This is a genomic window from Massilia eurypsychrophila, assembly GCF_002760655.1.
Lineage (GTDB): Bacteria > Pseudomonadota > Gammaproteobacteria > Burkholderiales > Burkholderiaceae_D > JAFCUW01.
Genome location: NZ_PDOC01000002.1, coordinates 399,054 through 413,571, shown reverse-complemented (window position 1 = coordinate 413,571; position 14,518 = coordinate 399,054). Strand labels below are relative to the sequence as shown.

The window sequence follows — 14,518 nt, the reverse complement described above, 5'->3', positions numbered from 1 at the left end:
ATGGACGACGCGATCCTGTTCGTCGCCGCGACGGCGGCGCAGCACGCAGCGCCTGGCGCGGGCTGGCGCGAAGGCTACGCCGCGCTCGCCCAGGATGCGCTGCCGGCGCGGCTGGCCGGCGCCGAGCCGGCGGTGGTGATCCTGGCGCCGGACCTGGCGCAGCCGCTGCAACTGGCGCGCGCGCTGCGCGCAAAGTGGCAGCTGTGCGAGCTGGTGTTCGTCGCCGGTGCCAGCCACTACGACGAGTTGCGCCGCCAGCTGGCGCGCGCGCCGATGATCGGCCAGCACTGGAGCGTGCTGCGCGAAGGCGACCCGGCGCTCGGCCAGGTGGTGGCGGAAGGGGCGAAGACGGCGGCGCGGCGCGCCAGGCTGCGCACCACGCTCGAGCGCGCCAACGAGCGCATCGCCGCGCCCAGGCCGGTCGACGAAGCGGCCTACCGCCACCTGCGGATCGCCGGCCACTACATGGTCAACGTGCTGGCGCAGACCAAGGACGGCATCGTCGGTCTCGACACGAACCTGCGGGTGATCCAGTGGAACGACAGCGCCGCGCGGCAGTGGCGCCTTGCCGGCGCCGCGGCGCTGGCGCTGGACGGGCCGGCGCTGCCGTTCTGGAATCCTGACATCGCCGGCACGGTCGCGCGCGTGCTCGACGGCGCCGCCGCCATCACCACCGAGCAGGTCTACGCCTTCGGCCAGCAGCGTGCCCACATGGACATCGCGGTGTCGGCGGTGCGCGACGATGGCGGCCACCTGATCGGCGTCTCGCTGGTGATCCGCGACGTCAGCGACCGCCACGCGCGGCTCGAACAGGAACGCGCGCTCGGCGCCGAACTGGCCAGGTCGCTGGAAGAGAAACGCCGCCAGTTGTCGGAAATGTTCGACCTGGCGCCCGGCTTCATGTCGGTCACGCGCGGACCCTCGCACGTGTTGGAGATGACCAACCGCGCCTACCTCGCGCTGTTCGGCCGGCGTGCGCGCACGCACGGGTCGGTGGCGGCGACGTTCCCCGAACTGGTCGGCCAGCGCTTCGTCGCCTTGCGCGACCAGGTGTACGCCACCGGCGAACCGTATGTCGGCAAGGCGGTGCCGGTGTCGCTGCGCGATGCCGATGGCCGCACGCACCAGCGCTACCTCGACTTCATCTACCAGCCGCTGCGCGACAGCGCCGGCAACGTCAGCGGCATCTTCTGCCAGGGCCACGACGCGACCGAGCAAAAGCAGATGCAGGACGGCCTGCTGATGAACCAGGCCGAGCTCGAAGCGCTGGTGGCGCTGCGCACGCACGACCTGGAGCAGGCGCACCTGGCGCTGCACCAGGCGCAGAAGCTCGAAGCGATCGGCAAGCTGACCGGCGGCGTGGCGCACGACTTCAACAACATCCTGCAGGTGGTCGGCAGTAACCTCGAGCTGATGGGGCTCGAGCCGGATCTGTCCGACACCCTGCGGCGGCGGCTGGCCGGCAGCATGGGCGCGGTCGAGCGCGGCGCCAAGTTGTCGTCGCAGCTGCTGGCCTATGCGCGGCGCCAGCCGCTGCAGCCGGTGCCGACCAGCGTCGGCCACATTCTGCGGGACATGGAGGAACTGATGCGGCGCGCGCTGGGCGAGGCGGTCGACATCGAGCTGGCGGTCGGCGACGGTGCATGGAACACGATGGTCGACCGCAACCAGCTGGAAAATGTCATCCTCAACCTGGCGATCAATGCGCGCGACGCAATGGACGGCGCCGGCAAGCTGACGATCGAGCTTGGCAACGCGGTGCTCGACCACGGATACGTCGCGCGCCGGCCCGACCTGCCGGCTGGCGAGTACGTGGTGCTGGCGGTGTCGGACAACGGCGCCGGCATGAGCCGCGACGTGATCGAGCGCGCGTTCGAGCCGTTCTTCACCACCAAGCCGGAAGGCGAAGGCACGGGGCTGGGCCTGTCGATGGCGTACGGCTTCGTCAAGCAGAGCGGAGGACACATCGGCATCTACAGCGAGCCAGGCGAAGGCACCACGGTGCGCATCTTCCTGCCGCGTACCCATGAGGCGGAGCATGAACTGACGCCGCGCGCAGGCGGCGCCATCCCTCTCGGCACCGAGACCGTGCTGCTGGTGGAGGACGACGACGCCGTGCGCACGGCGGTTGGCGACATGCTCGCCGGCCTTGGCTACACGGTGCTGAAGGCGCCCGACGCCCAGCGCGCGCTGGCGATGATCGAAAGCGGCGCCGCGCCCGATATGCTGTTTACCGACGTGGTCATGCCGGGCACGCTGCGCAGTCCGGAACTGGCGCGTCATGCGCGGCGCCTGCTGCCGGGGATCGCGGTGCTGTTCACGTCGGGCTATACGCAGAACGCCATCGTCCATGCGGGCCGGCTCGATGAAGGCGTGGAGCTGCTCAGCAAGCCGTACCGGCGCAGTGAACTCGCCGCCAAGGTGCGCCAGGTGTTCGACGCAGCCGGCGCCGAGCGTCGCGCCACAGAACCGCGGCGCCAGCGCATCGTGGTCGTCGAAGACAACGACGATGCGCGCGACATGCTGCGCGAACTGCTGCTGATCCTCGATTACGACCCGGTCTGCTTCGGCTCGGCCGATGGCGTGCTCGCTGCGCTGCATGATGACGACATCCTCCTTACCGATGTGACACTGCCGGGCATGTCCGGCATCGACCTGGCGCGCCAGGCGATGGGTCAGTTCACGGGACTGCGGGTGGTGTTTGCGTCCGGCCGCAGCATCGATCCGCCCGGCTTCGCCGCGCGCGTACTGCCTAAACCGTTCACGTTGGACCAGTTGCGCGCCGCGCTGAGTGTTGCGGCGTAATCTACGAGCCCCAGTGATGCAGACCAAACGTGGCGGCGAGGGAAGTGGCGATGATCGTCACCATCGTAGCCAGCATCCAGGTCTTTAATTCTGAGCTCATCTTGTACATCTCCGAGCGCAGCTCGCCGACTTCGACTTTCGTCGCGCATTGTTCAACACGAGCTTCAATTTTGCACAGTCGTGTATCAATGCCCGCCAAGCTACGGCGCATTTCTGCGGCGAGTTCGTCGAACCGCACTTCCAACCGATCGATACGCGCATCTTCCATAACAATTAGACTGAGCCGGGCAGCGATCGTTCCCGTTCGGTCCAAAATCTGTGCGATATAATGTCGCCCGACCCTAATTCTCCTCATCGCCTCCCATGTCTTCAGATACCCCTCCAAGCGGCAGCGGCCGCCCGATGCTGTACGACCCCAGCGAGCACCGCATCCGCAGCTTCGTCACCCGTGCCGGCCGGCTGTCGATCGCGCAGGCGCGGGCGCTGGAAGAACTGGGGCCGAAGTTCCTGATCGAGTACGCCAAGGCGCCGCTCGACTTCGAACAGGCGTTCGGCCGCAAGGCGCCGGTGATCCTGGAGATCGGCTTCGGCATGGGCGACACCACCGCGCACATCGCCAAGGGCATGCCGGAGAAGGACTTCATCGGCGTCGAGGTGCACACGCCCGGCGTGGGCAGCCTGCTCAAGCAGATCGGCGAACAGGACATCGCCAACCTGCGCCTGATCCAGCACGATGCGGTCGAAGTGCTGAACCAGATGATCCCGGATGCGACGCTGGCCGGCGTGCACGTGTTCTTCCCGGACCCGTGGCACAAGGCGCGCCATAACAAGCGCCGCCTGCTGCAAACGCCGTTCGTCAAGCTGCTGGCCGAGAAGCTGGCGCCAGGCGGCTACCTGCACTGCGCCACCGACTGGGAAGACTACGCGGTGCAGATGCTTGAAGTGCTGGGCACCGAGCCGCTGCTGCAAAATAGCGCCGAAGACTATGCGCCGCAGCCGGCTTACCGCCCGCTCACCAAATTCGAAAACCGCGGCATCAAGCTCGGTCACGGCGTGTGGGACCTGGTGTTTACGAAGAAGCCTGCCTGAATCGTCGTTCGTCCCTCAAGCGCCGTCGTTCGTCACTTCCCGCTACCTGAAACCGGGCAGCTTCCTTAGACTGCGTGTGTGCTTTACATTACGGGTCTGAGGAGGATTGCCATGTTTCGCAGCGTGTTGAATTGGTACCGCCAGTGGGAGGACGAGCAGATTAACGTACTGCAGGACCCGAGTCTGGTCGAGCAGCTGCCGGCTGGCTGGCGCAAGGCGGTCTACAAAAAGCTGACTGAGCTGTCGCCGATCGAGCGCCATCAGCTGCGTGAATTCTCGATCAAATACCGCGGTGCGCGCCTGCTGGTGCCCATCGCCAAATTGCTGCTGCTGTTTACCCTGATCGGCACCGCAGCGCATTTTCTGCTGTCCGATTACGGGTGGGTCAGAGGGGTCGTGACGGCCAACGTGCTGGGATTCGCGCTCGTTTGGGCGACGATGGCGGCCTGGTTCAACTACCGCTGGCTGGTCGACAAGAAGCGCAAGGCCATGCTTCGACTCGCCACTGGCATCGTGACCGGGTTGGTCGTCGTCGTCGTGTTTGGCCTTGCTACAGGACGGTCGGTCGACGAGATCTTGCGCGGTATCCCCGCCGGCGCGTACGCCTATGGGTTTGGACTGGGCATACTCATCGTGCTGCTGCCGCTGGTGATCGTCGGCACGCTGCGCAACCGCCAGTACGCGACGCTGACGGCGCAGCTGCAGCACGAGGCGGAGCGCGAGCGCCTGGCGCGCGAACTGTCCGAGTCGCAGCTGTTGCTGCTGCGGGCGCAGATCGAACCGCACTTCCTCTTCAACACCCTGGGCGCCGTGCAGCAGCTGGCCCAGCAGGGTGCGCCGCGCGCCGCCGAGCTGACGGCCAACCTGATCACCTTCCTGCGCGCCAGCTTGGCCGAAATGCGCAGTGAACAAGTCACGCTGCGGCAGGAGTTCGCGCTGGTCGAGGCTTACCTGAAGGTTATGAAGGCGCGGCTCGGTGAACGGCTGCGCTTCACGCTCGAGCTGTCCGACGCGCTGGCGCAGCTGAAGATGCCGGGCATGCTGGTGCTGACGCTGGTGGAAAACGCGATCAAGCATGGCATCGAGCCGTCGCTGCGTGGCGGCGTGGTGGCGGTGAGCGCGCTGATGGAAAACGGCGTGGCGCGGATCCGGGTCGAGGATAGCGGCGTTGGCATCAGTGTGCAGCCGGGCGACGGCATGGGCCTGGAGAATGTGCGGCGCCGGCTGCAGCTGGCCTATGGCGCCGCCGCCAGCCTGACGTTGCGCGAAGCGGAGCAGGGCGCCATCGCCGACATCATCGTACCGATCGGAGAACCAAAATGACGCGAGTACTGGTAGCGGAAGACGAGCCGTTGATGCGCGAGCGCCTGCTGGCGATGCTTCAGACGTCGTGGCCCGAAGCGCAGGTGGTGCTCGTGGCGGAAAACGGCAACGACGCGTGGGATGGCTTTCTCGAACATGAGCCAGAAATCGTGTTCCTCGATATCCGCATGCCGGGGCTGTCCGGGCTCGAGGTGGCCGAGCGGATCGGCAAGCTGGCGCACATCGTCTTCGTCACCGCTTACGACCAGTACGCGGTCGATGCGTTCGATGCCGGTGCGGTCGACTATCTGCTTAAACCGGTGGAAGCGGACCGGCTGGCCAAGGCCGTGGGGCGCATACGCGAAAAGCTCAGCGCGCGGCCGGCCGACCTGTCGGACATTGTGCGGCACCTGAAGGCTGCGCTGCCGGGCGCGCCGCGTGAGCACATGAAGTGGATCAAGGCGAGCGTGGGCAAGCAGATACGGCTCATCGACGTCGACCAGGTGCTGTTCTTCCAGTCCGATACGAAGTACACGCGGGTGGTGCTGGCTGATTCGGAAGCGCTGGTGCGCATTCCGCTGAAGGATCTGCTGTCCGGGCTCGATCCGGCGCGATTCTGGCAGATCCACCGCGGCACGATGGTCAACGTGAATGCGATCGTGGCGGCGGAACGGGTGGACGCGGAGCGGCTCGAGGTGCTGCTGCGCGGTAGCGACGAGAAGCTGCCGGTGAGCCGCACGTTTGCGCATCTGTTCAGGGATTGAAGGCTAACGCGAGTTGTCTATCCATGCTGAGGGTGCGTCGCGTTACAGCATCTCGCTGATCAGCGCGACAATCTCGTCGCCGTACGACACCAGCTTCTTCTCGCCGACACCCGACACGCCGCGCAGATCGTTCAGCGACGTCGGCTTGACCTTGGCGATCTCGCGCAGCGTGGCGTCGACAAAAATCACGTACGCCGGCACGCCGTGCGCGCGCGCGGTCTCGACGCGCCACCAGCGCAGCTTCTCGAAAATCTCCTGCTCCGACTTCGACAGGTCCAGTTCCACGTGACTCTTGGAGCTCGACGTGGCGCGCTTCGGCTTGACCGGCTTCTGGTACTGGCGCAGCTGCACCTTCTGGCCGCCCTTGAGCACCGGCCGCGCGGCGTCGGTAAGTTTCAGCGAGCTGTAGACCTCGTGGTCGACCGTCACCAGGCCGATGGCGATGGCCTGGCGCAGGATCGCGCGCCACTCCGCTTCGGTGCGCTCGCTGCCGATGCCATACACCGACAGCGAATCGTGATGCCACTGGGTGATGCGCTCGGACGACACACCGCGCAGCACGTCGATGACGTGGCCGGCAGCGAAGCGCTGGTCGACCCGGTAGATCGCCGACAGCAGCTTTTGCACCGGCACCGTGCCGTCGAACGACACCGGCGGAATCAGGCAGGTATCGCAATTGCCGCATGGCGTCGAACGCTCGCCGAAGTATTCGAGCAGGCGCGTGCGGCGGCAGCTGAGGGTCTCGCACAGTCCCAGCATGGCGTCGAGTTTTACGCCGAGCACCCGCTTGAAGGTTTCGTCGGCCTGCGACTCGTCGATCATGCGGCGCTGCTGCACCACGTCCTGCAAGCCGTACGCCATCCAGGCACTGGCCGGCAGGCCATCGCGGCCGGCGCGGCCGGTCTCCTGGTAGTAGCCTTCGATACTTTTCGGCAGATCGAGGTGGCAGACGAAGCGCACGTCCGGCTTGTCGATGCCCATGCCGAAGGCGATCGTGGCGACCATGACGATGCTTTCCTCGCGCAGGAAGCGCGACTGGTTGGCACTGCGCTTTTCGTACTCCATGCCGGCGTGGTAGGGCAGCGCGCGAATGCCGTTCTGGTTCAGGAATTCGGCGGTCTCTTCGACCTTCTTGCGCGACAGGCAGTAGACGATGCCGGCGTCGCCGCCATGTTCGGTGGTGATGAACTCGAGCAGCTGGTTGCGGCCGTTGGCCTTCTCGACGATCTGGTAGCGGATGTTGGGACGGTCGAACGACGAGACGAACTGGCGCGCGTCGTCGAGCTGCAGGCGCAGCGCGATCTCGGCACGCGTCTGGTGGTCGGCGGTGGCCGTCAGCGCGATGCGCGGCACCGACGGGAAGCGCTCGTGCAGGATCGACAGCTTGATGTATTCGGGCCGGAAGTCGTGGCCCCATTGCGACACGCAGTGCGCCTCGTCGATGGCGAACAGCGCAATCTTCGACGCTTCGAGCAGCTCCAGGCAACGCGGCGTCATCAGGCGCTCGGGTGCGACGTACACCAGGTCGATTTCGCCGGTGCGCACAAGGCGCTCGATGCGCATCGACTCTTCATACGTCTGGGTCGAGTTGAGGAAGGCGGCGCGCACGCCGACTTCGGCCAGCGCGTCGACCTGGTCCTGCATCAGCGCGATCAGCGGCGAGACCACCACGCCGACGCCGTCGCGCAGCAGCGCAGGGATCTGGTAGCACAGCGACTTGCCGCCGCCGGTCGGCATCAGCACCAGCGCGTCGCCGCCGCCAGCGACGTGTTCGACGATGTCGCCCTGCTGTCCGCGGAAGGCCGGGTAGCCGAACACGGTCTCCAGTTGTTCGAGGGCGCGCGCGCCGAGGTCGGTACTCATGATGTCAGTCGATCCACTTCACCCACTCGTAGTGGGCGGTCGCCAGGATGACGATGCCGAACACAATGCGGTACCAGGCGAAGATGGTGAAGTCGTGCGTGCTGATATAGCGCAGCAGCCAGCGCACGCACAGGAAAGCGGAGATAAAGGCGGACAGGCCGCCGAGGCCAAACAGCGGCAGGTCGGCGATCGACAGCAGCGCGCGCTCCTTGTACACCGAGTAGACGGTGGCCCCCAGCAGCGTGGGGATGGCGAGGAAGAACGAGAATTCGGTGGACGCCTTGCGCGACAGGCCAAACAGCATGCCGCCGATGATGGTGGCGCCCGAACGGCTGGTGCCGGGGATCAGCGCGAACGCCTGCGCGCAGCCGACCTTGAAGGCGTCGAGCAGGGTCATGTCGTCGACCGAATCGACGCGCGGCTTTTCCGGGCGATTGCGGTTGCGGTTCTCGACCCACAGAATGATCAGGCCGCCGACGATGAAGGCCATCGCGACCGGCACCGGCGCGAACAGATACTGCTTGATCATTTTGCTGAACAGAAGACCGAGGAAGGCGGCCGGCAGGAAGGCGACGATCAGGTTGACGACGAATTTCTGCTGCTTCGGGTCGCTGGTGATGCCGGCAAAGACGGCGCCGATTCGCACGCGGAATTCCCAGATCACGGACAACATGGCGCCGGCCTGGATGGCGATCTCGAACACCTTGACTTTCTCGCCGGTGAAATTGAGCAGGCTTGCCGCCAGAATCAGGTGTCCAGTCGACGAAATCGGCAGAAACTCGGTGAAACCTTCCACCAGGCCCATGATGATGGCTTTGAGGGCGAGAAATATGTCCATGAATTGTTGTTTGATAGGTTGAAGGATGCAGGAGTTCGGCAGGCACACCACGCGGGGTCGAAGCTTACCACGAGCACGGCTGGCGACGGCGGGGCGGCCTCAATGATGGCGTTGTTTTGGCGCCGCGGAGCTCGAACGGCAAAACAGCCTACTTGAAAACAATCGCAAGTTCCCCACATGTTAGCAATGATGAAACAAAAGCTGAATTGGAAGAGGCCGCTTTTCTATTTGCTATTGCCCATTTTTCTGATCATGGTCTTCCTCGGCTTTCCTCTGCCGATTGCGCCGCCGCCCGCCATCAAGGCCACTCAGGAGCAATCCGAAACGGTGAAGAAACGCCGCAAGCGCACCAGGTTCCCAGGCATCGTGCCCGGCACACCCGACGACGCTGAGGATTGAACGACTTCCAGGATCTAATTCAGACTCGCAGCATGGGCGCGGTCGCCCGCTCCAGGGTATCGAGCCACAACATCGCATGCTCGCGGCTCGGTCCGCACATCTCTTGCGATGGTTGCAGCCCGCCACAGAATGCAGGGCGTTCCGGCTTGCCGAAGATGAGGCACAGATTGTCGTCGCCAAGCTGAATGCACCGCACGCCGGCCGGCTTCCCATGGGGCATCCCGGGAATCGGACTGGTAATCGAAGGTGCTATGCAGCAGGCGCCACAACCGGTGCGGCAAGCGAGCGCAGTTTCTGGAGTGTTCATCAGGCGGTAGGGTGCACGGCCGGGAAAGCCCCGGACAGACCGACATTTTACCCGGCTTGCCGCATCTTCCCGCGCCCGCCGAGGGCTAATTGGTAACAGTTCGCTTTTCTTTCCTTACCTGAACCGTGTGGCAGATGTTGCATTGCTATAATGCTTTCTCGCTGAAAAGCATTAATAAAAGCTTATCTTTCCAACTCGCAGGCCAAAGAAATAGCAATGCATTCGATCATTCTGAAGCACGTCGGCAAGGTGTACCACCTCGATTCGGTCGAGGTGCCTGCGCTCGTCGATATCAACCTTGAAATTTTGCCGCGGCGATTCACCGTCATCTCCGGCCCGTCCGGCAGCGGCAAGACCACCTTGCTGAACCTGATGGGTTGCATCGACCGCCCCGACCAGGGCGAAGTGATAGTCGACAACCAGCCGGTGCATCTGCTGAGTGACGACGCCTTGTCGGACTTCCGCGCGCGCCATCTGGGCTTCATTTTCCAGAACTTCAATTTGCTGCCGGTGCTGAGCGCGTACGAGAATGTCGAATATCCGCTGCTGCTCACCGGCGTGCCGGCCAAGCAGCGGCGCGAGCGGGTGCTTGGGTTGCTCGATGCGGTTGGCCTGGCCGACAAGGGCAACAACCGGCCCGGCCAGTTGTCCGGCGGACAGCGCCAGCGCGTGGCGATCGCGCGCGCCCTGGCGCCGGCGCCGATGCTGGTGCTGGCCGACGAGCCCACCGCCAACCTCGACAGCCACACCGGCGCCGCCATCATCGCGCTGATGCGCAAGATGCAGCATGACCATGATGTGTCCTTCGTTTTCTCCTCGCACGATCCGCAGGTGCACGCCGAGGCCGACGACGCCGTCTTTCTGCGCGACGGCCGCATCACGTCGATCCAGCGGCGCGACGAGCCGGGGACCGAGAAGCGATGAGGACATTCTCGATCGCGCTGCGCAACCTGTTGCGAAACCGGCGCCGCTCGCTGGCGACCTTGCTCGCGATGATCATCGGCATGAACGCGATCCTGCTGTTCGGCGGATTCAGCGGCAACGTCATCTTTGCGATGCAGACTGCCTACGTGCAGCGCAGCGGCCACTTCCAGATCCAGGCCAAGGATTATTTTCTCTACGGTAGCGGCGACCCGGCCGCCTACGGCATCGCCGATTACCAGCGCATTGTCGACGTGGTCAGGAATGATGCGGTGCTCAAGCCCATGCTGGCAGTGGTGACACCGAAGCTGAGCCTGGGGGGCATCGCCGGCAATTTCGCCGCGGGCGTGTCAAAAACCGTTATCGCCGGCGGTGTCGTCGTCGACGAGCAGAACACCATGCTGCTGTGGGACGACTACGGCGTGAGCTACTCGAACCCGCTGGCGCTGACCGGCAGCCGTCCCGATGCGGCAGTGATCGGCACCGGGGTGGCCCGCACGCTGCAACTGTGCGGCCCGCTGAAGGTGCCGAATTGCCGCGAGTTCGCTCCCAAAACCGTGGCCGGCGCAAAGTCGGCGCCGGACGATATCCAGGCCCTGTCGGCGCTGGAAGCCACCAGCGCCCCGGCCGCCAGCGAAACACGCATCGAGATGCTGGCCGCCAGCGACCATGGCGTGCCGAACGTGACGGCGCTCAATGTCGTCAAGGCCGAGAACCAGGGGCTGAAGGAATTCGACGACATCTTCATGGTCATGCACTTGGCGCAGGCGCAGCGCTTGATCTTTGGCGACACTGCACCGAAGGTGACGGCCATCCAGGTGCAGCTCAAGCACACGGCGCAAATGCCGGCGGCGCGCGCGCGGCTCGAACAGCTGCTGTCGTCGCTCAAGGGCGCGCCGCTTGAAATCCAGGATTACGAGACGCTGAGCCCGATCTACGGGCAGACGGTGCAGTTCTTCGATTCGGTGTTCGGCTTTATTTCCGTGCTGATTGGCGTGATCGTGCTGTTCACCGTCGGTAACACGATGAGCATGGCGGTCGTCGAGCGCACGTCCGAGATCGGCACCTTGCGCGCCATCGGCCTGCGCCGCAGCGGCATCCGGCGCCTGTTCGTCTGCGAAGGCGTGCTGCTCGGCTCGATCGGCGCCCTGATGGGCGTGCTGGTGGCATTGCTGATCGCTTACCTGATCAATCACAGCGGCATCACCTGGACCCCGCCCGGTTACGTCTACGAATATCCGCTGATGGTGCGGGTGTGGGGCAGCCCGCACCTGGTCATCGGCAGCTCGATCGGTTTGATGGTGGTGGCCGTGATTTCGGCTTGGTGGCCGGCCAACCGCGCCGCCAGGCTGGCCATCGTCGATGCGCTGCGTCACGTATAGGAAACTTATGCTGAAAACGAAAATGATGATGTCGGGCCTGTTGCTGGCGAGCGCCGCGTGCATGGCGCAAGGGACGCCCGATCCACAGGAGATCCTGGCCGCCAGCGACGCCGTGCGCAATCCGGACAAGCCATTCAGCCTGGTGACGAACCTAACCGAATTCCGCGACGGCAAGCAGGTCGGCGAGATGAGCCTGTCGATTTATGCCAAGTCCGAACCGAGCGGCGGCCAGTACCGCAACCTGGTGCGCTTCATTGCGCCGGCGCGCGACGTCAACAAGCTGATGCTCAAGACCGGCAACGACCTGTGGTTTTTCGATCCGTCGAGCAAGGCCAGCATCCGCATGTCGCCGCAGCAGCGATTGCTCGGGCAGGCGGCCAACGGCGACGTCGTCACCGTCAACCTGGCCAAGGATTACCGCGCCAAGCTCGACGCGCAAGAGGATGTGCAGGACGGCGACCGGCAGACGCGCAAGAGCTACAAGCTGGCGCTGGCTGCCTCGACGCCGGACGTGACGTATCACAAGATCGAGCTGTGGGTCGACACCGCCAACAAGCGTCCGATCAAGGGCAAGTTCTACGCCGAAAGCGGGCGACTGCTGAAGACGGCGTATTACCGCAAGTATGAAAAACAGCTGGGGACGGAACGCCCCACTGAGACCGTCATCATCGACGGCCTGGACCCGAAGTGGGTCACTGTGATGCGCTATTCGGACTGGGCCTGGCGCGAAGTTCCAGAGGCCTGGTTGCAGCGTGACTACTTACCTCGGTTCAAACCAGAATGAAAATATCGAACTCCCATCGCCTCGCCGCGACGCTGGCTGCCGCCCTGGCGCTGGTCAATAATCCCGCGGCGGCGCAGCAAAAGCCGGCTGAGCCGGATGACTTGTCGGCGCTGACGCTGGCCGACAAGGCGCCGGCCGAGACGGTGGCCACGCGCGACTGGCACCTGTCGAGCGAGATCGCCACCACCAACTCGGTGCTGCGCAACGGCGAGCGCGTCAATGGGCAGCGCTTGTCGCTCGATCTGACGGTCGACAAAACCCTGGGCAAGGGTTGGCGCGTGCTGTTTGCCGACCAGCTCGACTTGCGGCGCCAGCCGCAGCCGGGCGAGAGCACCTCGCTCAACACCGTCAAGGAAGCGTACCTCAGCTGGCAGCCGGACGACGGCCTGGCCGTCGACATGGGCCGCGTCAACGCGCGCTACGGCGTTGCCCTCGGCTACAACCCGACCGATTATTTCCGCACCGGCGCCAATCGATCGATCGTCGCGATCGACCCGGCCAGCCTGAAGACGCGCCGGCAAGGCAGCGTCATGCTGCGCGGCCAGCGCGTGTGGGAAGACGGATCGCTGACGGCGCTGTTTGCTCCCAAGATCGAAAGCGAGGCGAAAGATGGCCCGTTCAACCTCGACTTTGGCGCCACCAACTTCGACGACCGCTGGCTGGTCGCCTACAGCCAGCGCATCGGCGGCAATTTCACGCCGCAAGTATTGCTGTTCAAGGAAGGCGCGCAATCGCCCCAGCTTGGGGTGAACCTGACGTCGGTCGTCGGGCAGGCTGGGGTCGTCTACTTCGAATATTCGGGCGGGAAGTCGGACTCGCAGCTGGGGCAGGCGACGCGCCGGCCGCAGGATTCGTCGTTCCGCTCGCGCATGGCCGCTGGCGGTACGTACAACGCGCCGAACAAATTGTCGCTGACCCTGGAATACCACTACAACGGCGACGCGCTCGCCAAGGACAGCTGGGATGCGCTGCTGCCGATGGATCGGCTTGCCTACCGGCTGTGGGTGCAGAACCGCCTGGAAATGGTCAGCAAAAAGTCGGTGTTTGCGTATGCCAGCTGGCAGGACGGGCTGATGAGCAACCTCGACTTCAACGCGATGCTGCGGCAAAACATCGACGACAGCAGCCGGCTTGGCTGGATCGAGGCGCGCTATCACTGGAAGCGTACTGACCTGGCGGTGCAGTGGCAGCAGCAGCAGGGCACGCCGGCCAGCGAGTTTGGGGCGTATCCGCAGCGGCGTTCGTTGCAGGTGCTGGTGCGCTACTACTTCTGATTTGCAGCGCAATGATCCATGGGGGAGAGGCGGGAACCCAAGCACTTGTGCGCGGAGAGAAAGCGGCTTCGGCCCATGTTACGTCTTAATATAATCTGAAACGTACGCCTTCAGAAAACAAGAACTTAGCTGCGGGACGTCGCGTTTTGGTTAGGGCTAAATTCTGAAACAGACTGCAATACGCGCCATTTCAGACGTCCGGTAATAATATAATCTGAAATGGCGATTCCGACCGAGGGCGGGATCGAGGCTGCGGCCGCCAGCGTATGCCTTACCTTGGCTAGCTGACTTCCTCAAGTTTCGCCGATCGTCGTTAGCGTCACGGATGGGCTCTTTTGAGAATCCTGAGCATGTGAAGATCGCCAATGAAATCGAATCCGCATAGTGGATCAGGACTTGCTGCCCAGATACGCCGAACTTCGATCGTTGGCTTCGAAAACGCTATAGGCGGGGCGGCTTACACTCGCGCGAGGGCTCAAACTTCTCCTTTGAAATCGTAAGGATGCCTTTGATTTCTGTCGAGGCTTGATCGAAGGCGGGGCGCCCTCGACGCCGCCCAGGCCAATATGCTGGCGCTGAACGCGCCGCTGGAGGCGGTTCTCGCGAGCGAGCAAGGACGCGGTTTGGCATAGTTGCCTCCGAAGTGCGCAATCTGGCGCGGTGTTCGGCTGACGCCGCCGTAGCAATTTTGTAGCACTTACCGAACTCAATTGTCGTACAGTGGAGCTGGATAGCTTTCTCACCGGATAACCCCAAAACCTCAACTCAACTCTCACTCGATTTCGGTCCA

Annotated in this window: 13 protein-coding genes; 9 read left to right on the top strand and 4 right to left on the bottom strand. The window is 64.2% G+C overall.

The window, feature by feature from the left end; all coding sequences use genetic code 11:
- Positions 1 to 2,805: a response regulator gene (locus tag CR105_RS04800; protein WP_099787281.1), complete on the top strand. Its 2,805-nt coding sequence runs from the start codon at positions 1 to 3 to the stop codon at positions 2,803 to 2,805.
- A 1-nt stretch (position 2,806) separates the two neighbouring features.
- Here the strand turns inward: CR105_RS04800 and CR105_RS04795 are convergent, their stop codons facing one another.
- A complete protein-coding gene (locus CR105_RS04795; protein WP_131021600.1) occupies positions 2,807 to 3,073 on the bottom strand; it encodes a hypothetical protein in 267 nt (88 codons plus the stop codon).
- A gap of 134 nt (positions 3,074 to 3,207) precedes the next feature.
- Here CR105_RS04795 and trmB point away from each other — a divergent pair, with 134 nt between their 5' ends.
- The 3 genes from trmB to CR105_RS04780 all read left to right on the top strand — a co-directional run bounded on the left by trmB (position 3,208) and on the right by CR105_RS04780 (position 5,960).
- A complete protein-coding gene (gene trmB / locus CR105_RS04790) occupies positions 3,208 to 3,894 on the top strand; it encodes a tRNA (guanosine(46)-N7)-methyltransferase TrmB (RefSeq protein ID WP_099787279.1) in 687 nt (228 codons plus the stop codon).
- 111 nt (positions 3,895 to 4,005) lie between these two features.
- Complete coding sequence (locus tag CR105_RS04785) at positions 4,006 to 5,217, top strand: sensor histidine kinase (protein ID WP_099787278.1); 1,212 nt, start codon at positions 4,006 to 4,008, stop codon at positions 5,215 to 5,217.
- A complete protein-coding gene (locus CR105_RS04780; protein ID WP_099787277.1) occupies positions 5,214 to 5,960 on the top strand; it encodes a LytR/AlgR family response regulator transcription factor in 747 nt (248 codons plus the stop codon). Before CR105_RS04785 ends, CR105_RS04780 begins: the two co-directional genes overlap by 4 nt.
- 42 nt (positions 5,961 to 6,002) lie before the next feature.
- On the opposite strand, the gene recQ is transcribed toward CR105_RS04780, so the two are convergent.
- Together recQ and CR105_RS04770 are read right to left on the bottom strand one after the other, a co-directional pair.
- Complete coding sequence (gene recQ / locus CR105_RS04775; RefSeq protein WP_099787276.1) at positions 6,003 to 7,823, bottom strand: DNA helicase RecQ; 1,821 nt, start codon at positions 7,821 to 7,823, stop codon at positions 6,003 to 6,005.
- A 4-nt stretch (positions 7,824 to 7,827) separates the two neighbouring features.
- Positions 7,828 to 8,661 (bottom strand): undecaprenyl-diphosphate phosphatase, encoded by an 834-nt coding sequence (locus CR105_RS04770; protein ID WP_099787275.1) that lies wholly within the window; start codon positions 8,659 to 8,661, stop codon positions 7,828 to 7,830.
- Positions 8,662 to 8,838: 177 nt separating this feature from the next.
- Here CR105_RS04770 and CR105_RS04765 point away from each other — a divergent pair, with 177 nt between their 5' ends.
- The gene (locus CR105_RS04765; RefSeq protein ID WP_229413630.1) at positions 8,839 to 9,060 is read left to right on the top strand and encodes a hypothetical protein; all 222 of its coding nucleotides are present in this window, start codon (positions 8,839 to 8,841) and stop codon (positions 9,058 to 9,060) included.
- Positions 9,061 to 9,079: 19 nt separating this feature from the next.
- On the opposite strand, the gene CR105_RS04760 is transcribed toward CR105_RS04765, so the two are convergent.
- Positions 9,080 to 9,367 carry a YkgJ family cysteine cluster protein gene (locus tag CR105_RS04760; protein ID WP_099787274.1) on the bottom strand — a complete coding sequence of 96 codons (288 nt, stop codon included), beginning with the start codon at positions 9,365 to 9,367 and terminating at the stop codon, positions 9,080 to 9,082.
- A 216-nt stretch (positions 9,368 to 9,583) separates the two neighbouring features.
- Here CR105_RS04760 and CR105_RS04755 point away from each other — a divergent pair, with 216 nt between their 5' ends.
- Genes CR105_RS04755 through CR105_RS04740 form a run of 4 tightly spaced genes read left to right on the top strand, consistent with a single transcriptional unit; the run spans position 9,584 to position 13,728 of the window.
- Positions 9,584 to 10,291, top strand: a complete 708-nt coding sequence (locus CR105_RS04755; protein WP_099787273.1) for an ABC transporter ATP-binding protein — start codon at positions 9,584 to 9,586, stop codon at positions 10,289 to 10,291.
- On the top strand, positions 10,288 to 11,670 hold the full coding sequence (locus CR105_RS04750; protein WP_099787272.1) for an ABC transporter permease: 1,383 nt from the start codon (positions 10,288 to 10,290) through the stop codon (positions 11,668 to 11,670). Before CR105_RS04755 ends, CR105_RS04750 begins: the two co-directional genes overlap by 4 nt.
- Before the next feature lie 7 nt (positions 11,671 to 11,677).
- Positions 11,678 to 12,454 carry an outer membrane lipoprotein-sorting protein gene (locus tag CR105_RS04745; RefSeq protein WP_370660669.1) on the top strand — a complete coding sequence of 259 codons (777 nt, stop codon included), beginning with the start codon at positions 11,678 to 11,680 and terminating at the stop codon, positions 12,452 to 12,454.
- The gene (locus CR105_RS04740) at positions 12,451 to 13,728 is read left to right on the top strand and encodes a hypothetical protein (RefSeq protein WP_099787271.1); all 1,278 of its coding nucleotides are present in this window, start codon (positions 12,451 to 12,453) and stop codon (positions 13,726 to 13,728) included. The genes CR105_RS04745 and CR105_RS04740 overlap by 4 nt, the downstream gene beginning before the upstream one ends.
- Positions 13,729 to 14,518 lie beyond the last annotated feature (790 nt).